The organism is Variovorax boronicumulans NBRC 103145, from assembly GCF_001591345.1.
GTDB lineage: Bacteria > Pseudomonadota > Gammaproteobacteria > Burkholderiales > Burkholderiaceae_C > Variovorax > Variovorax boronicumulans.
Map to the genome: position 1 here is coordinate 50,941 of NZ_BCUS01000015.1, position 16,917 is coordinate 67,857.

General features: G+C 63.0%; 22 protein-coding genes and 2 pseudogenes. 13 read left to right on the top strand and 11 right to left on the bottom strand.

Features of this window, described 5'->3' with window-relative positions; translation table 11 throughout:
* Positions 1-381 precede the first annotated feature (381 nt).
* Together VBO01S_RS06775 and VBO01S_RS06780 are read left to right on the top strand one after the other, a co-directional pair.
* Complete coding sequence (locus tag VBO01S_RS06775; protein ID WP_062472346.1) at positions 382-672, top strand: hypothetical protein; 291 nt, start codon at positions 382-384, stop codon at positions 670-672.
* 48 nt (positions 673-720) lie between these two features.
* Positions 721-1,281, top strand: coding sequence for a suppressor of fused domain protein (locus VBO01S_RS06780; protein ID WP_062472348.1), 561 nt, complete (start codon positions 721-723; stop codon positions 1,279-1,281).
* A 546-nt stretch (positions 1,282-1,827) separates the two neighbouring features.
* On the opposite strand, the pseudogene VBO01S_RS33175 reads toward VBO01S_RS06780, so the two are convergent.
* A pseudogene (locus tag VBO01S_RS33175) lies at positions 1,828-1,970 on the bottom strand (IS701 family transposase); the annotation flags it as partial.
* Between the two features lie 285 nt (positions 1,971-2,255).
* On the opposite strand from VBO01S_RS33175, the gene VBO01S_RS06785 reads away from it, so the two are divergent.
* Positions 2,256-3,140, top strand: coding sequence for a JmjC domain-containing protein (locus tag VBO01S_RS06785; protein ID WP_255221068.1), 885 nt, complete (start codon positions 2,256-2,258; stop codon positions 3,138-3,140).
* A gap of 202 nt (positions 3,141-3,342) precedes the next feature.
* On the opposite strand, the gene VBO01S_RS06790 is transcribed toward VBO01S_RS06785, so the two are convergent.
* The 3 genes from VBO01S_RS06790 to VBO01S_RS32290 all read right to left on the bottom strand — a co-directional run bounded on the left by VBO01S_RS06790 (position 3,343) and on the right by VBO01S_RS32290 (position 4,959).
* Positions 3,343-3,783 (bottom strand): hypothetical protein, encoded by a 441-nt coding sequence (locus VBO01S_RS06790; RefSeq protein ID WP_062472352.1) that lies wholly within the window; start codon positions 3,781-3,783, stop codon positions 3,343-3,345.
* 525 nt (positions 3,784-4,308) lie between these two features.
* On the bottom strand, positions 4,309-4,602 hold the full coding sequence (locus VBO01S_RS32285) for a hypothetical protein (protein WP_157627299.1): 294 nt from the start codon (positions 4,600-4,602) through the stop codon (positions 4,309-4,311).
* A 72-nt stretch (positions 4,603-4,674) separates the two neighbouring features.
* Positions 4,675-4,959 carry a hypothetical protein gene (locus tag VBO01S_RS32290; protein WP_157627300.1) on the bottom strand — a complete coding sequence of 95 codons (285 nt, stop codon included), beginning with the start codon at positions 4,957-4,959 and terminating at the stop codon, positions 4,675-4,677.
* A 127-nt stretch (positions 4,960-5,086) separates the two neighbouring features.
* Here VBO01S_RS32290 and VBO01S_RS33180 point away from each other — a divergent pair.
* A pseudogene (locus VBO01S_RS33180) lies at positions 5,087-5,230 on the top strand (IS3 family transposase); the annotation flags it as partial.
* A 198-nt stretch (positions 5,231-5,428) separates the two neighbouring features.
* On the opposite strand, the gene VBO01S_RS06800 reads toward VBO01S_RS33180, so the two are convergent.
* The 3 genes from VBO01S_RS06800 to VBO01S_RS06810 form a co-directional block, all read right to left on the bottom strand.
* A complete protein-coding gene (locus tag VBO01S_RS06800; RefSeq protein WP_070059545.1) occupies positions 5,429-5,791 on the bottom strand; it encodes an Hsp20/alpha crystallin family protein in 363 nt (120 codons plus the stop codon).
* Between the two features lie 63 nt (positions 5,792-5,854).
* On the bottom strand, positions 5,855-6,292 hold the full coding sequence (locus tag VBO01S_RS06805; RefSeq protein WP_062472360.1) for an Hsp20/alpha crystallin family protein: 438 nt from the start codon (positions 6,290-6,292) through the stop codon (positions 5,855-5,857).
* 50 nt (positions 6,293-6,342) lie between these two features.
* Positions 6,343-6,678: a hypothetical protein gene (locus tag VBO01S_RS06810; protein WP_062472362.1), complete on the bottom strand. Its 336-nt coding sequence runs from the start codon at positions 6,676-6,678 to the stop codon at positions 6,343-6,345.
* A 790-nt stretch (positions 6,679-7,468) separates the two neighbouring features.
* On the opposite strand from VBO01S_RS06810, the gene VBO01S_RS06815 reads away from it, so the two are divergent.
* Genes VBO01S_RS06815 through VBO01S_RS06845 form a run of 7 tightly spaced genes read left to right on the top strand, consistent with a single transcriptional unit; the run spans position 7,469 to position 12,743 of the window.
* Positions 7,469-8,089, top strand: a complete 621-nt coding sequence (locus VBO01S_RS06815) for a carboxymuconolactone decarboxylase family protein (RefSeq protein WP_062472365.1) — start codon at positions 7,469-7,471, stop codon at positions 8,087-8,089.
* The gene (locus VBO01S_RS06820; RefSeq protein ID WP_062472368.1) at positions 8,086-9,138 is read left to right on the top strand and encodes a LacI family DNA-binding transcriptional regulator; all 1,053 of its coding nucleotides are present in this window, start codon (positions 8,086-8,088) and stop codon (positions 9,136-9,138) included. The genes VBO01S_RS06815 and VBO01S_RS06820 overlap by 4 nt, the downstream gene beginning before the upstream one ends.
* Positions 9,135-9,917, top strand: coding sequence for an SDR family NAD(P)-dependent oxidoreductase (locus tag VBO01S_RS06825; protein ID WP_062472371.1), 783 nt, complete (start codon positions 9,135-9,137; stop codon positions 9,915-9,917). Before VBO01S_RS06820 ends, VBO01S_RS06825 begins: the two co-directional genes overlap by 4 nt.
* 37 nt (positions 9,918-9,954) lie before the next feature.
* Positions 9,955-10,926 carry a Bug family tripartite tricarboxylate transporter substrate binding protein gene (locus tag VBO01S_RS06830; RefSeq protein WP_062472374.1) on the top strand — a complete coding sequence of 324 codons (972 nt, stop codon included), beginning with the start codon at positions 9,955-9,957 and terminating at the stop codon, positions 10,924-10,926.
* A complete protein-coding gene (locus tag VBO01S_RS06835) occupies positions 10,919-11,686 on the top strand; it encodes an SDR family NAD(P)-dependent oxidoreductase (protein ID WP_062472377.1) in 768 nt (255 codons plus the stop codon). Before VBO01S_RS06830 ends, VBO01S_RS06835 begins: the two co-directional genes overlap by 8 nt.
* Before the next feature lie 23 nt (positions 11,687-11,709).
* Positions 11,710-12,264 carry a VOC family protein gene (locus VBO01S_RS06840; protein ID WP_062472379.1) on the top strand — a complete coding sequence of 185 codons (555 nt, stop codon included), beginning with the start codon at positions 11,710-11,712 and terminating at the stop codon, positions 12,262-12,264.
* Positions 12,265-12,305: 41 nt separating this feature from the next.
* A complete protein-coding gene (locus VBO01S_RS06845; RefSeq protein ID WP_235926634.1) occupies positions 12,306-12,743 on the top strand; it encodes an ester cyclase in 438 nt (145 codons plus the stop codon).
* Between the two features lie 142 nt (positions 12,744-12,885).
* On the opposite strand, the gene VBO01S_RS06850 is transcribed toward VBO01S_RS06845, so the two are convergent.
* Positions 12,886-13,104, bottom strand: coding sequence for a hypothetical protein (locus VBO01S_RS06850; RefSeq protein ID WP_062472384.1), 219 nt, complete (start codon positions 13,102-13,104; stop codon positions 12,886-12,888).
* Between the two features lie 233 nt (positions 13,105-13,337).
* Here VBO01S_RS06850 and VBO01S_RS06855 point away from each other — a divergent pair, with 233 nt between their 5' ends.
* Positions 13,338-13,826, top strand: coding sequence for a hemerythrin domain-containing protein (locus tag VBO01S_RS06855; protein WP_062472387.1), 489 nt, complete (start codon positions 13,338-13,340; stop codon positions 13,824-13,826).
* A gap of 61 nt (positions 13,827-13,887) precedes the next feature.
* The gene (locus VBO01S_RS32295) at positions 13,888-14,181 is read left to right on the top strand and encodes a hypothetical protein (RefSeq protein ID WP_157627301.1); all 294 of its coding nucleotides are present in this window, start codon (positions 13,888-13,890) and stop codon (positions 14,179-14,181) included.
* A 505-nt stretch (positions 14,182-14,686) separates the two neighbouring features.
* Here the strand turns inward: VBO01S_RS32295 and VBO01S_RS06860 are convergent.
* From VBO01S_RS06860 to VBO01S_RS06870, 3 genes are all read right to left on the bottom strand, one after another.
* On the bottom strand, positions 14,687-15,466 hold the full coding sequence (locus VBO01S_RS06860; protein WP_062472391.1) for an alpha/beta fold hydrolase: 780 nt from the start codon (positions 15,464-15,466) through the stop codon (positions 14,687-14,689).
* Between the two features lie 266 nt (positions 15,467-15,732).
* On the bottom strand, positions 15,733-16,515 hold the full coding sequence (locus VBO01S_RS06865; RefSeq protein WP_062472393.1) for an SDR family oxidoreductase: 783 nt from the start codon (positions 16,513-16,515) through the stop codon (positions 15,733-15,735).
* On the bottom strand, positions 16,512-16,841 hold the full coding sequence (locus VBO01S_RS06870) for a nuclear transport factor 2 family protein (protein WP_062472395.1): 330 nt from the start codon (positions 16,839-16,841) through the stop codon (positions 16,512-16,514). The genes VBO01S_RS06865 and VBO01S_RS06870 overlap by 4 nt, the downstream gene beginning before the upstream one ends.
* Between the last annotated feature and the right edge of the window lie 76 nt (positions 16,842-16,917).

Here is a 16,917-nt window from a genome sequence, read left to right on the forward strand (position 1 = left end):
CTATGACAGCTCGAACCTCGCCCAACAGCGAATCAGGAGCGATCTCTCGCCGGTGCGGTAGACCCCGGCCAGGATCAGCCTCAGCCTCGTGTTGGGCATGTACCGAAGCCACCTTTTTCTTATGTTGTGCTTCGGCTATTTCCGACACTTGTCTACGGCTTTCGATGTCCTTCGCCCGCTACGCGGCGCCTTGTTGCCGTTTCAGCGCATCCTCTTTCGCCTTTTGGTAGGCGCCCTGCTTCTGAGTACGTGCTTGTTCAACAGATGATGCGACCACCGATTCAAATTCAAAGGCTAGCCCTGGCAGGGTGACCGGCTACAGTCGGCCAGAAGCAGACATCCAACACTACCGCCTAAATACGCATAAGAAGGCTGCAACACATGTTCAATTGGCTTCGCAGGCAGACAAAAATCCAACCGGATGAGCAGCGCAAGGTCACGGTCTATCTAAACCCCCTGCATGCGCTGCTGCACGCCGCGGAAAAGAGCAAAGGCTCACCTCTTACTGAAGCCGAGGTGCTTCAAGTTCGCGATACGACCATCGCGGTAGAGATGACCGAAGAGCAGGCGGCCAAGTTCTATATGTCGCTTGATGCGCAGGTCGAGGTGTACCGCATGAATCCCGACCGCATCTGGGAAGAGTGGCAGGAAATCCGTGCTCACGTCACTTGAAGCCTGCGAGACTCCTGCCGGCCACAACCAGTCACTCGCATCGAGCAAATGACAGACAAAGAAATCTTTCTCGCCCATCTCGACAGCATCACCGGAAATCTGGAGCCGGACATACGAATGGTTCAGTCGGAAGATGCGCAGCTTCCCGATGTAGCAGTGCTGACCTATGAGAACTGGCCGAAGCCTGGGTTCATAACGGCGTTCACATACGGTTTGTCTCTGGCCGATCACCCAAATTGGAAGCGAGGGCGATGCGAACTAATGATCTCAATGGAATCGCTGATGCATGCGTGGCCGTTCGCCATCGGCGCTCTTGTAAGCCGTCTTCGCGGTCGCTGCCCCTTTAGCTACGGGAACACGATCAAATATGGGCGCTCGATCAGCGAGGAGTCCGAGATGGACGCTTTCTTGGTTTTTGCTCCACCCCATCTGGACCGAGACCAAAAAACTGTGCGGATGAACGACTACGACTGCTTCATTGCCGGCGTATACCCACTGTACGGCTCTGAGCTTGACCTATACGAGCAGATTCAACTTGAAGCGTTCTGGCATCACCCGGGTTGGGATCCACTTAACCCGCAGCGCGAGGTCATGAGAATGGTCCAGTGAAGGTCCGGTTTAGGTGCGCGTCGTACGGCCGCTCAGGGCCCATGGCAGACACCAAGCCTTCCCAAAAGCGGTCACTTAAACGGAGCGGCCGAAATGGGCCCCAAAGCGGTTTGACGGCAACACCAGCCTTGGCGATCCAGCCGGGGTGCGATTACTAGGCAGAGATTCGGGGCTGATCGTGGAACCATCGGTCAAGGGGCTGTGACGTTGGCATGTCACAGGACGCCTCGCCTACTCGCCGAACCAGAGCACGAGCCACGCGCCGACAAAGGCGAGTGCCACCAGCATGTCGAAAGTCTCGCGCGACCACAAAGAGACGCGCACACCCAATGAGCGAATAGCAGACAACATTTTTCCCCTTCATCTTCTCCGCGAACGCCCCCTCGGTTGAGCTTGCCTTACCCTCCCCTGGGCAGTCAATACGAAGATGGTCTCACCTCCACGGCTGCATCACGCTCGCTGTTTTGGAGAAGGTTCTGAGCCAGGTCGTTCAGACGGCGAAATGCAGTAGGCGCAACGTCCGCGGTCAGGTGTGCGGCACTCGCAGGACATGGGCGCCACGGTCCTGCTCGACAGGGGGAGCATCAGACCCGTGCAGTAACCACGAAGGCCCGCGCACCGGTCCGTGCGCCCCCAAGACCTTCGCTCAGGTGCCCAAGATGGAGATCGAGCCGCTCGACTGCACTCACTGATCCTCCAGCACAAAGACCCCAACGTCCTTCGTTGAGGCTGGTCTCAAGGAGACGCCGCTCTGTAGTCAGGAAGTATTCAGAATTTCACCCCAATATCGATCCTGAAAGTACTGCTTTTGCCCCCGGACTTCACCCCGACCCCATTCAAGGGGGCGGGAGTCCGAAAGCGATCTGGAGGGTGCGATGCACGCAACCAGCATGAGTTCTGTCGGGACCTCGGAAACGACATACCGTGTGTGGATGGACGATCCCGGGAACTTCTCTACCCAGAGGATCACGCCGATGCACCACAACTTTCACGAGCACCCGTTGTTTCAAGTGCCCGAACTTGTGAAGCTCGGGATTGAACTCTCGAAGACGGACCAATGCAGGTTCATGAGTCCGGACAGAACGGTCTCGTCCTCGCTCGCGCACGACAACCGGCATCCCGACGGGCGCAGCATCGAGGAATTCTTCCAACGCATGGAAGAGCCGGGTTCGTCGGTTGCCTTCTACAACATCGAGGTCATCCCCCGCTATCAAGCGCTCCTGATGCTGGTGGTGAACTCCATGCGCTCCCTCGTGGAGCGCGAGCAACCGAACATCTTCAGGGTGAATGGATTCGTCTTCTTCTCTGCCCCGCCTTCCGTCACGCCCTTTCACATCGATCGCGAGAACAACTTCTGGCTGCAGTTGCATGGGCACAAGCTCCTCAACGTATGGGATCACCGTGATCGCAGCATCGTGCCGGCCGATGCCGTGGAGGACTTCATCGTCACGCAGTCGCTCAAGAAAGTGCGCTTCGATGAATCCTTCCTGCCGCGCGGACAGGAGTTCGATGCACACCCGGGGGATGCCGTGTACTTCCCGAGCACCTCGCCCCACATGACGAGATCCTTGGTTGACCGAACCACCGCTGGCAATCGCCTGTCGATCTCGATCGGGGTGACCTTCTACACCGCAGTCACGCGCGAGGTGGCCCGCATTCATCAGGTGAACCGGCTGATGCGAAAGTGCGGCCTGTCACCCTCGTACCCGGGAGAGTCGCCGACCGCGGACGCAGTCAAATCGACCGTTGGCGGCGTGGTCGGCGCCGGGCGCGCGCGGCTCGGTGTCGCGCGCGCCCGATTCATCAGCCTGACCACGACCCGACGCTTGAAGCACATTCCGCCTCCGGGCTCCTACTGAAGAACGGGCCTGCAGGAGCGGGCCAAATACCATCCAGCGTCTTGCGACGGCGCTGCGAACGTCCGCTGTGCGGTGAATCAGAGCTCGGTGACGAAGGACTGGTTCTGGCCGGATGCCGTCAACGTATCTGAGGCTCCACCGGCACAAAGCCGAAGTTCAATGCCCCGCAAAGTCGTCGTCGGTCAGATGATCCGAGAGGCGTTCATAAGCTACCCCATAGATACAGCGACTTCTGTTCAGCAATCGCCTGTTTAGCGAGTCTTTGAAGATCCAGCACCACAGGTCGCAGTTCCGCCACATCCACTTGAAGCTCCTCGGTGTCGGCCCATCGGGGGAGTGCAGCATCAAGCGCCGAGTGTTCGACGTGAGCAAGAAGTTGGACTAGCCGATCTGGGAACCGGAAGAGCCAGGAGTCCCCTTCATCGCCGCCCTCGTCACTTTCCAACTCGTGCAGGTCAGCATCCCATTCCTTCCCTTCTAGGATTGCCCACAAAGTGCCTACTTCAAGGTCGGTGAAGCCTTTGTACTCAGCCGGGCGCAATTGCAATGCAATGGCCTTTCCTTGGTCATCTTCGCTCATCCGGTCCGCGTAGCGCGCGGCTTCTCCTTCATTCGCGACGAAGAAGTCGGAAAGTAATCCCATTGCATTCCTCCTATGTTTCTATGCTGCCACTGAGCGGCGTAACGCGGATTTAGATGACTAGACCGCTTCCGAGGGTGTCTGGCTCCGACGCCAAGTGACCGGTCCTGGCCGACTACTGCCGTCCTAGCCATGCAACGGATAGAACTTCTCTCCAAATTGCTCAACCACTGCACAGCACTCAGGCGTAGAGACCGGTGGGAAGAGATCCAGCAACAGTTCCCGGAGCTTGCGCTGAAGTGCAGTCGTGGCATGGGCCGGGAGAGCGTCTCGTAGAACAACCTGAACCAGTATTGAGTCCAGTGCCCCCTCTCCAGAACGCTCCACGTAGACCGTCCCGTTCTGCCTCACAAGGTCTTCAACGGCCCTCTCCACTTGGTGCTCAAGTCGCTCGCGTGCGAGATGCCTAGATTTGCGATTCGACACCGATCCTGCTCCCCCTGCGGTTTAACACCTGAACGTCTGCCGATCGAATTTTGACAGGCCGTGCAATCGACCAGTTGTGGCCGGATTCTGCCGGCCGCGCCTTCAGTCGTGAAGGCTGACCTGGATGCTGATGCCGGGATGCCGCTTTTCGAGTCCACGTAGCCACGCAGACAGTTCAGAGCCCTCATCGCGATAGAGCGTGGCCAAACGAGGAAGACCAATGACCGTGACCTTGGCCGGAAGCGAAGGTTCTGAACCAGCCACCAAGCTCTCACGCAGGAATTCCCACGTGAGCTCGCGGTCAAGAGACAGGCCGAGAAAGCGCGCCACGGCCTGTCGCACGTATAGCGGTGATGTGGCGCCGCTCACGTCAAGCACCGATTTCCTGGTTTCCATCAATATCCTCGTCTATTGAGCGTCCGGTTGCGGGCGAATTCTGCGTCGGCCCCGAACGGCAGGTCTTGGCCGTCAAGCGCCGGTCGCCGCTGCACGTTGGCCGTAGCGCAATGCGTGGTCACGAAGCCCCAACCGCGCCGAAACTTCTTGCAGTCTGCTCCAGAACTGTTCTCCACCAAATCGATTGCCGAGTTCCTCGAAAACCTCAACGGCTTGCGCGAAATCGCCCCGTGCAACGAAAGATGCGAACTCGCCTTCCCGCTCTTGGACGAACTGGCTGGAAAGCGATGTTGCCAAGTGGTATCGACAGTCCGAGAACAAGGCTGCAATGTCTGGTGGCAACTTGCTGGTTGTCATGTTGGTTGAAGTGAATTCTCGAACGCCTGGTTCTAGCCGACTGTAGTCAAGGCGGAAGCGCAAGCGAAGTGCTGCCGGAGGAAAACTGGAGTGGCGTGACGTCATCACTTCGACCAAGGAATCCACTCAAGATACCAGCGAGCACTTCCAGGAGCTGCTCAAGGAACCAGGTATTTCCTGCAGCATGAGCCATGCGGGCGAGGTCTGGGGCAGCTCGGCCATGGAGAGCTTCTTCAGTTCACTGAAGACTAAGCGCAGGGCCAGAAAGGTAACCGGGTCAGCGAGCAGGCTCGCGCCACCATGCCCGCTGTCGGGTCGGGGGCGGTCAGCAATCACGATGGAGCTGAACGGCGTCCGTCTGGACTGACGCTCCTTCGCGGGCGGCCGGCGAGCGCAAGCGCTGCACATTTGCCGCCCATGCGTGTTGACGCTCTCTTGAGGGCGCCCGCGGGCGCCCTCGCCTTACGACTCATCCAACCTCGACATTGATTCGCCGCGGCTTGGCATGCTCGGCCTTGGGGATACGCAGTTTCAACACGCCCTGCGCCAGCTCGGCGGACACCTTCTCGGTGTCCAGCTCCTTGCTGAGCGTGAAGACGCGGCGAAACCGGCCCAGGCCGACCTCGGTGTGGCTGGTCTTCAGGTCATCCGGCACGCTCAGGCCCGACTCCGCCTCGATGGTCAAGGTCTCCGCTTCGACATGAAGATTCAGCTTGTCGCGCGACACGCCGGGCAGATCGGCGTAGAGCGTGATGCCCCCGGCGTCTTCCACCACGTCGACAGGCGGTGTGAGGGCCGCGCCCTGATAGCGTGGCGCCTGCCCACGATCCATGGGTTCCGGCGCGCTGGGCGATGCGGTCTGTACGTCATTGCTCATGATGTTCATCTCCTTGTTTCACAGGACAGCGATGCGCCGCGGCTGTGCCGAGGCCCGGCGGCGGACCGTGATGCGCAGTACACCGTCGCGCAGCCGGGCCTCGACGGCCTCTGGATCGGCATCGTCCGGCAGAGTGAGGACGCGGCGAAACGGCCCCTCGAAGCGCTCGTTGATGTGCACGGCCGCCTTGGCCTGCGCATCGGGAAGCAGGCTCTTGCGCTCACCCGCGATGGTCATGAGACCACGCTCGAGGTTGATCTCCAGCGTGGCCGGGTCGACGCCGGGGGCGAACGCGAAGATCTCCAGCGCCTGCGGTGTGGCGCCCACGTTCAACGCGGGAAATCCGTTGCTGCCGTAACCGCGAATGGTGGGTGACAGATCGAACGCCTGCTGCATGTCCCGTTGCAGGCGATCCATCTCGGCCAGCATGTCGCGCGGGAAGAAAGATCGGTACATGGGAAACCTCCTGTCAAATCAATTGAACCTGAACAGAATCGAGCCGTCCCTCACTGGGGCAGGCCGTGCGTGCCCGTTGGCCGCGCAGCGCCATCGCTGTCCGCGCGGTGCCGTGCAAAGATCCGGGAGGGTCGCTGTCGCCAGCGCGCGGTGCGCGACTGCGGGTACGAGAATTTCGCCAACTCCTCGCGCCCCTTCTGCGTGATGGCCAGCACCTGGGCGGCCGAAGGGGAGCCAGACAGCGTGAGCGAGTTCGAGGGCGCGGGGATCAGGGCAACGACGAGCCCGGCGGCCCGAAGCACCCGCACCTGATCGATGTCCGCGGTGCGATAGAACGAGACAGGCAAGCGAGAGCCGGCAATTTGCTTGAGCAAGTTCATGGCCATTGAATACCTCCTTTTCGGTTGACCAATTTCCGACGCAAGCGAACATAGGAGCCTCCGAATCGATTTTCAAGAGGCGGTTTTCGACACCCGCGCGAAACGCAGGCCGACACGAAAAAAACCCGGCCGCACGCGACCGGGTTGAGGTTTACAGCAAGTCCGCGGTGGTGCCGCGGAGACAAAAATCTACCGCGCCGCGCCGACGCAGGCATGTCAGACAACTTCTGATTCTTGAACGCCAGCGCAATGGCCGGACCGACGCGCTAACGCGCCTGGGCGCGTCGATTCTGCAGGGCGTATTCGGGCAACATCCCTCTCAAGTTGAAGGCATCCTAGACCGTGCCGTTGCGAGAGGGTCAAGCACTTTCCAGGGGCCGCGGTCGCTGCGTCAGCCGTTTTTCGACGGGCACCCTCTGCCTGCAGCAGGCTGCGCCAGGTGTGCGGACATCAAGAGCTTCGGCCCAACCCGGAAAACGAAAGCGGTTGCTGGCCGGAGACTGACATGCGTCGCGTCCAGCGCAGCTCATCCGATGCTGGCCGAGCGCGCAACGGCCAGCTGCAAACAGCTTGAGCCGGCCCTTGACGTCACGCGGCATCGCAGGGATTCCCATCGCCGGACCACGTCTGCTTCCGGGACGAAGGCCATCCGGCTGAAGTCGATCCTAAGGTAGTGGAAAGATGTGGAACCGTTTTCATTCGTTCGGCACTTCTTTCTTCTTCGTAATTTCCTTCGTTTTGGGAATTCAGGGTTATCACTGTAGAAACGTTTCCACGCCCACCACAAACTGCAGTCATGACCGGTTCTGCATCGCCCTTTCTCGCACCCTCCACACGCTTGCCACTGCGGCCGCCCCCCTACGAACCCGAGGTGGCAGCAGCCGTGCAGAGCACCGCCTTCAAGGGCCTGTCACCCCTGAACCTTCGACTGGCGCTCGCGAATCACAGCAAGCTCGGCCCGGCCTTCCAGGCCATGGCACATGTGGTGCTGTTCCAGTGCGCGCTGCCCGAACGGGACCGCGAGATCGCGATCATCCGCACCGGCGCGCTCACGCGGTCCGAGTACGAATGGGGCATGCACATCAGCATCTACGCGGACAGGTGCGGCCTGGATGCCGCGCAGGTGCGCGAGCTCACCGGCAGTGCCGACTGGCATGCGCTGTCGCCAGGCCTGTGGAGCGACAGGGAACGCCTGATCGTGCGCATGGTGGATGAGCTGCACCACCACTGCACGGTGTCCGATCAGACCTGGCAGTCCCTTGGCGCGGGCTGGCCGCAGGAGCAGGTGATCGAGCTGATCTTCGCGTCGAGCTTCTATCACATGGCCGCGCTGTTCCTGAACAGCGCGGCCGTGCCGCTCGAGCCCGGTGCCGAGCGTTTCCCTGCCCCGCTTGCACAGGCGAAAGTGCCGGCATGAAGGCCAAGATCACCATCCGCGAAGTGGCCAAGGCCGCCGGCGTTGCGATTGGAACGGCCTCGCGGGCCCTGAACCGCAGCGGGCGCGTTAGCGAGCAGGCCATCGCAGCGGTCACCAAGGCGGCGCGCGAGCTCGGCTACACGCCGGATTCGGTGGCGCAGAGCATGCGCACCCGCTCGACAGGCGTGGTCGGGTTACTGGTGTCGGATCTGGCCAACCCCTTGTACGCGCGGATCATCACGGCGGTCGAATCGCGCCTGCTGGCGGCGGGCTATGCGCTGCTGGTGGCCAGCACCCACAACGACGACCAGCGCGAGAAAACCCTGATCGACCTGTTCCGGCGCCGGCGCGTGGACGGGCTCATCCTCGGTCCCTGCCAGGCCGAGACCCCGGCCTACCTCGACCAGCTGGCGGCGCACGGCCCGGTGATCGCGCTCGATCGCGACTTCCAGGGCAACAACGCGGGCGTGCACGTTGACCACTACCACGGCGCGCTTCAGGCCACGCGCTACCTGCTGAACCTCGGTCATACGCGCATCGCACTGCTGACGCCCGGCAGCGTGTTGCGTCCGGGTCGCGAGCGCATCATGGGCTACAGGGACGCCTATCTGGAGCGTGGTCTGCAGCCCGACCCCAAGCTGATCCGCGCCGAGAAGTCGGCGATGGACTTCGCCTTCAGCGAGGCCCTCTCGCTGCTGGGCTCCCCCACGGCGCCCACGGCCTTCCTGTGCCTGGGCACCCGCATCCTGTCGGGCGTGCTGCAGGCACTGCGTCACTCGGGCCGTTTGGCGCCCGATGACGTCAGTGTCGTCAGCATCGGCGACACCGACCTGTCGCAGCTTTTCAGTCCCGCCATCACCTCGCTGACCTGGGACCTGGAAGCGGTCGGCACCGCCGTGGCCGAGCTGCTGCTGCGGCGGCTGGACAGCACAGCCCCCCTTGAGCAGGAGCGCATCCTGCTCACCACCCAGATGGTGCTGCGCGAATCCTGCGGTCCGGTCGCCAAGGCACCCGCTGCCGTCCGCAAGAAAACGAGAACGGCCTCATGACGCAGCGTCTCAAGGACAAGGTGGCCATCGTGGTCGGCGCCGGCTCCATCGGCACCGACATCAGCAACGGCGCCGCCTGCGCCGTCACCTTCGCCCGCGAAGGCGCGACGGTGATCTGCGTCGACCGGTCGCCCGAAGCTGCGGCGACGTCGGTGCGGCGCATTCATGACATCGGCGGCATCGCCGAGGCCTTCGAGGCCGATGTGCGCAGCAGCGAGCAGATCGAGCGGATGGTGAACCACTGCCTGGCGCGCTTCGACCGCATCGACGTGCTGCACCACAACGTCGGCATCGAGGAATTCGGCGAGCTGATCGAGGTGACGGAGGAGTCCTGGGACCGCGTGCACGCCATCAACCTCAAGGGCCCCATGCTCACGGCGCGCGCCGTGGTGCCTCACATGATCCGACAAGGCGGCGGCGCCATCATCAACGTCTCCTCCATCGCGAGCCGCAAGTGGAGCCCGATGCAGTTCCTGTCGTACAGCACCTCCAAGGCGGCACTGAACCACATGACGCGCGTCGTGGCGCGCCAGTACGCGCAGCACCAGGTGCGCTGCAACGTGATCGTGCCGGGCCTGATCGACACGCCGCATGCCGCGGCCCTTTTCAAGAGCGAAAAAGAGGCGCAGGCCGGCCGACAGGCACGCAACGCGCGCTGCCCCATGGGCCGCCAGGGCTCGGCCTGGGACGTGGCCAACGCGGCGCTGTTCCTCGCCTCCGACGAATCGAGCTACGTGACGGGCCTGGAGCTTGTGGTCGACGGCGGACTGTCCCTGTAGACGGGTATTCGAGCATCAACGACAAGGAGACAACACCATGCGCAAACTGTGGATTGCCGCGCTCGCGGGCCTCGCATTCGCCGCCCATGCCCAGGCGCCCTCGGACTATCCGTCGCGGCCGATCCGCTTCGTCCTGATCTCGGCCGCAGGCAGTGGCGGCGACGCGCTCGGCCGGCTCCTGGCCGACAAGATGGCGCCCCTGGTCAAGGGCGCGTTCGTGATGGACAACAAGCCGGGCGCCAGCGGTGCCATTGCCACCGACTTCGTCGCCAAGGCGCCGGCCGACGGCTACACGATCGGACTGGGCGGCGCGACCACGCACGTGCTGCTGCCCGCGAGCAATCCCAAGCTCTCGTACGACTCGGTCAAGGACTTCGCACCCATCGGGCAGGTCGGCACCGCCTCTATCCTGCTTATCGCGACCAACGACTTCCCGGCAAACAACGCCAAGGAGCTCATTGCGCTGGCCAGGAAGTCGCCCGGCAGCGTGCAATACGCGAGCTGGGGCATCGCCTCGACCGGTCACTTTTGCGGGGAGCTCTTCAATCTGCGCACGCAGGCACAGATGAGCCACATCCCCTACAAATCGGTGGTGCAGATCCAGACCGACATGCTGGATGGCCACGTCAAGCTGGCCTACGTGGACATGGCATCGGGCTCGCCGATGGTCAAGTCCGGCAAGGTCAAGGCGATCACCGCCTGCACCTCGCGCTCGCCCAGTCTGCCCGACGTCTCGAGCTACGACGACGAAGGCATCGATTTCGCGGGCAAGCGCATGGGCGCGCTGCGCTGGGCGCTGTACGCACCCGCGGGCACCCCCAAGCCGATCGTCGCCAAGCTCTCCGCCGCGCTGAAGCAAGTCGTCGAGATGCAGGACGTGAAGGCGCGTCTTCTGGACCTGGGCATCACCGCCGCGTTCGTCGGCGGCGACGAACTGCGCGCCATGACCGCCGCAGACATCGAGGGCTGGCGGCAGATCGCCAAGGCCGCGAACATCAGCAATGAGTGACGCGGCCCCTCCCCTGCTGAAGGGCCGCGTGGCCGTGGTCACCGGTGCGTCCCGTGCGCGCGGTATCGGCCTGGCGACCGCACGGCTGTTCGCCCGCCACGGTGCCCGGGTGGCGCTGCTCGACCTCGACGAAGGGCAGGCACAGGTCGCTGCCGAATCCCTCGGCGCCGAGCACATCGGCATCGGCTGCGATGTGCGCGATGCCGGCGCCTGCAAGGCGGCCGTGGCGCGCGTGCTGCAATGGGCGGGCCGCATCGACGTGCTGGTGAACAACGCTGCCATCACACAAAAACGCGGTGTGCTGGACGTGAGCGCCGAGGACTTCGAGCAGGTCGTGGGCATTGCCCTTCGCGGCACCCTCCAGATGTCGCAGTGCGTGATCCCCACCATGATCGAACAACGCAGCGGCTCGATCATCTGCATCTCGTCGATGTCCGCGCAGCAAGGCGGTGGCGTGTTCGGCGGCAGCCACTACTGCGCCGCCAAGGCCGGCGTGCTGGGCCTCATGCGCGCCATGGCCAAGGAACTGGGCCCCCAAGGCATTCGCGCCAACGCCATCACGCCGGGCTTGATCATGACGGACTTCTCGCGCGGCGCGAACTCCGACGACAACAAGCACGCGCTGGGCAAGACCTTTCCACTGAGCCGTGTCGGCCAGCCCGAAGACATCGCGGGCGCGTGCCTGTACCTGGCAAGCGACCTGTCGTCCTTCGTGACCGGCGCAACGCTCGACGTCAACGGCGGCGCGTACATGCGCTGACCACGCCCCAAGGAGTCCATTCAATGAGCATGCTGTTCGGCGGCGCCCGCCAGGTCGGCTATGTCGTTCACGACATCGAGAAGGCGATGGCCCACTGGTCGCGCACGTTGGGCGTGGGCCCATGGTTCTACAAGGAAGAGGTCGGCACGACCGAGTTCAACTACTACGGCAAGCCGTCGCGCCTGCCTCGGCTGTCCATCGCGCTGGCCAACTCCGGCAACCTGCAGATCGAGCTGATCCAGCAGCGCGACGACGCCCCCTCGCTCTACCTCGATTCGCTGCGCCGCGGCGGCGAGGGCGCCCAGCACCTGGCCTACTGGAGCGACGATGGCTTCGACGACGCCGTGCGACACCTGCGCTCGACGGGTTACGTCGAGGGCCACAGTGGCCGCATGGGCATGCGCGGGCGCTTCGCCTACTTCGTGCATCCCGACCTGCCCAGCGGCATGTTCGAGATCTCCGAGATGGCCGGCGGCAAGGGCGAGTACTTCCGCGACATCCGGCACGCGGCCGAAGGATGGGACGGCAAGGACCCGATCCGCCGCATGGGCGCGAACGCCATCGCCCCGGTGCCATGACGGCTCCCGACCACCCCGTTCACCAACCAGCAGGAGATTCCGTGCAGACCACAACCCTTCAAGCGGCACGCATCAAGACGGTACGCGATCACATGGCGCTCGAGTGCACGCAGGAGTGGGATGCGGTGATCGACACCTTCGAGCATCCCCGCTACGAGATGCACGGCAGCGGCGTGGTGTTCGACGGCGAGGAAGAAGTGCGCGGCTATTTCCGCAGCTCGCGCACGCCCTTTCCCGACCTGGCCAACGAGATCATCGCCATCGCCGCCGACCAGGACACGGTACTGGTCGAGTTCTGGCTCAGCGGAACGCACCTCGGGCCGCTGCATGCCAACGACAAGGTGTTCGATGCCACAGGCCGGAAATTCCGGATCCGCCTGGCGGCAAGTTTCGAGTTCGCACCAGGCTCCGACAAGATCGTGTGCGAGCGGCCCTACTCCGCACCCGATGCGAAGCTGCGCGCGCTCGGGTTGATCTGACGACCCTCTCGCGCTTCGCCTCGGCTGCGCGCGTCGAGAGGAGGCGGGAAGCCACCCAACCTCCTGCTCACTGGCTGTGCGCTATCGTCTTGGCGGCTTGCACTCAACACCGAGTGATGTTTCTCCTGCGCTGCGCAGGCTCTCACAGCGGCCTGTCGCGCATCCGCTCAAGCTCGCCCCGGCCATGAGGCGTGATTCGCAGAACAACCGCTGGCAGGTCATGGGCTTCAGCCTCTTCTGGAAGGATCGCCTCGACAAGCCCCGCGGCAACCAGCACCGCGACGTTGCGGATGTCCATGGGGTCGGTCACGGTCAGCGGCAACGTTTCGTGTTCGACCTTCTTGAGGAAATCCATCGGCATGAAGCGCTCCCTTTCTCGAAGCGGCTCAGTTTAGGTCAAAGGACCTCCCTCAATCCCCGCAAGGCCCTTCTCTCTTCCATGAGCAGAACGGACTTCTCCCGCTCCTGGGGCTGAGCCCACAGTTCACGCACCGGAGAGCCTCAGCACATTGACGGCTTCCCGCAGCGACGCCGTCCTACGCCCACAAGCACCCACCCCTGAGATGTTGGGGACCCACCGACCAGGAGACCCCGATGACAGCCAAGCGCCATGAACCCGATGCATGCTCGCTACTCGACACCGATCACAAGAACGTCAAGAAGATGTTCGCCGCCTACGAGGAGCTTGCCAGCTCAAAAGCTGCCAGCGCCTCGGAGAAGAAGCGAGATCTTGCACTGCAGATCTGCATGGAGTTGACCGTTCACACGCAACTCGAAGAAGAGATCCTCTATCCAGCAGTGCGCGAAGCCATCAAGGAAACTGAACTGCTCGACGAAGCCGAGGTTGAACATGCGAGCGCCAAAGACTTAATTGCGCAGATCCAGGATTCGACCGAAGTCGATGAGATGTTCGATGCGAAGGTGAAGGTCCTGGGCGAGTACATCGACCACCACGTCAAGGAAGAGCGCAACGAGATGTTCCCCAAAGCGCGTGCCGCGCGGGGACTCGACCTGGTTGCCATGCGCGAGCAACTCACCACTCGCAAAGAAGAATTGATGGCGGACATGGCAGTCACGGCCTAGACTGCCCCTAGGCCCCTTCCTGGAAGCGTTCCGCCGCCCCTTCGCAAAGACGCAGCCGTCAATGCTGGCCCTCACCAAGCCGCAACTTCGCAATTCCGCAGGAATGTTGCGCCCACCCGGTATCGCGATGAAGCTTCCGTACTTTGCATGCTCGTGCAACATCAAGCATCTGGAAAATGTCCCGGGGCAGGCATGGCTTCGCCTGTTACCCCGGGTTCAGATGTATCGCTGCATGAACTGCGGGCAATCGCAAGTGTTTTCGCGGCGCTCCATCGATCGAGCCCTGGCCCTTCAAGATGCTCAACCAGTCAGCTCCAGAGAACTGGATGGGATGCGCCATCGTCCACCGCACTGATGCTCCGGGCGCGCCCAATGGGGCAGCGAGACCGAACGCCGGAGCCAATTCCGCGGTCAGGGGCTGAGTACGGGCACCAATTTCCACCCACGCTGGTTGGCCCTGAGCTCGAGGACCGTCCTCGCAAATTCGGCGGGTGGCTGGTTATCCGGTGGCACGTGGCCCGGCAGGCTCGCAGTCACAAACTTCTTGAACCGCGTGCGGTTGGGGGACGCCGCAGCGTCCTTCGAGATAGTGAACGGCCGAGCCGTGCAAGTCTGCAACCTTGGGGTCGCCAGTACCCCCCATTTTCGCTTCTACGCAGGGGCGCCGGTCCATGACACCGACGGCTTTGCACTCGGGTCAATCTGCGTCATCGACTTTCGTCCGCGGAAGCTGGATGGCAGCCAAAGACGCACCCCGCTGGAACTTGCTGCGATTGCTTCTGACGAAGTGAAGCTTCGAGAGCTGATGGCCAAGCTTTAGACGAAGCGAGCGCGCAACGGCCATCTCGCATTCAAGGGAATCACTGGGCCCGGCGCCCTCCCTCCCTGGCAGCTCGATCGATCACGTCGGCGACTGCCTTCGGCTGGGTCATGAATACCGCATGGCTTGCCTTGACCTCCTGAATCGTGGCGCCGATGCGCTTGGCCATCTTGTGCAACATCCGGACGTCGAAGGCCCTGTCCTCGGTCGCGATCACCGCCCAGCTTGGCTTGGTCCGCCATGCGGCGTGATTGAGCTTGGTCGCAAACACCGACATGTTGATCGGCACCTGCGAATCACGCAGGAACGCGGCGTCCGCATCGCTGGCATCGCCGGCGAAGCCGATCTTGAACTTCTCCCGATTGACGAATCCGAATCCGTCCGACTGCGTGTCGATCACCAAGTCGGGGGCCGTGAATCCCGCGTACTGTTCGCTTGTGGTCTCGCCGGCGTCGGGCGACAGCGCGGAGACATAGACAAGACCCACCACCTTCGGATGGATGCCCGCTTCGGTGATGACCGTGCCCCCCCACGAGTGACCCACGAGGATAGTAGGACCGTCCTGGCGCGCGAGCGCGCGCTGCGTCGCCGCCACGTCGTCGGCCAGAGACGTCAGCGGGTTCTGAACGATGGTGACCCGGTAGCCTCGGCCGATGAGCTCGTCATAGACGCCGCGCCAGCCCGAACCATCGGCAAAGGCGCCATGCACCAGCACGACGTTTTTCGCCTGCACCTGTTGGGCATGGGCGCCGCCACCGGGACCGACGATGCTGGCGGTTGTCGCAGCTGCGATCAAAAGCTTGCGAATCAGTGAGTTCATGGGATGTCCTGTGAGTGGATGGGAGAAGCGAAATGGTAGGAAAGAACGTATTGAACAGGGTTGCGAATATCACGCCAAAGTTGAAGCTTTGCGCGCAAGAATTGCTGTTCTTCAAAACTTCGTTTCGTGAAACTCTACAGATGCGCAATAAAAATGTCCGGTCCGAATGGCGCGCGGGAAGCGTTGCCACGCACGCAGTCCCTCGCCATCGCACGCGTGTGCAGCCAGCTGCTTTCGTACCGTGCCGGTGATGGCCGCGGCCTTGCCTAGACCGTCGGGACGGTCCCGCCATCGATCAGGTGTTCCGACCCTGAGATCGAGCCCGCCCGGGGTGACACAAGGAACGTGATCAAGTCGGCAACTTCCTGCGGCCTGGCCGGTCGACCCAGCGGAATGCCACCGAGCGATTGCATGATGATCTGCTTGCCACCCTCGTAATCCGTGCCGGCCTGGTGGGCCAGGCGATCGGCCAGCGCCACCGACGCTTCGGTCTCGATCCATCCGGGCGACACGCGCAGCACGCGCACGCCCTTGGGCGTCACCTCTTTCGACAACGCCTTGCTGTAGGTGGACAAGGCCGCCTTGGCCGCCGCATACGCGGTCGTCGATTCCGGCAGTGGCAGCAGGCGCTGGATCGAGCTGACGTGGACGATGACGCCAGAGCCCTGCGCGAGCATGGCGGGCAGCAGCGCACGATCGAGCCGCACGGCCGGCATGAGGTTCTGGTTCAGTTCGGCGAACCACTGGGCATCGTCCAGGGCCGCGAAGCCGCCGCCCGGTGCGCTGGAGCCGCCGACCACATGCACCAGGATGTCGAGGCCGCCCCAATGCCCGAGCACCGAGTGCGCCACCTTGGCGGCGCCTTCAGCCGTCGCCAGATCGGCGGTCACATGGACCACGCCCCCGATGGGCCGCGCGGGCGCGGCGCGGGCCGTGGTCATCACCTGCACACCGGCGTCGCGCAGGCCTTGAACGACGGCGGCGCCAACGCCTTTGGTGCCGCCGGTGACCAGCGCGCGCTGGCCCTGGAGTTGAAGATCGAAGCTCATGCCGTGATCTCCAGCGACGCAATCAGGCCGCGTTCGAGGCGAAAGCGATATCGAAGATCGACCGGACTGCCGGGAAAATTGCCGGCCACGTGCGCCCGCACGACCTGGAACTCCCCCGCGTGGTCCAGCGCAAATGGCTCGACCGTGTACGCGTACTGCGTGGATGTCGCGCTCTTCCATTCCTGGATGGCGCGGCGGCCGGTGTGGGTGCGGCCCTCGTCCTTCACGATGGCTTGAGGCGTGAAACAGCGGGCCAGGGCCTCGGCGTTCTGCCGATCGGCCGCGAAGTAGGCGGCGATCGGAGCGGGAAGGATCAGGGTACTCATGGTGACGACTCCTTGGATGTGAAGACCTCAGGATGCGCGTCGATCATCAATAAGTGAATCGCCTAGAATCTTCACG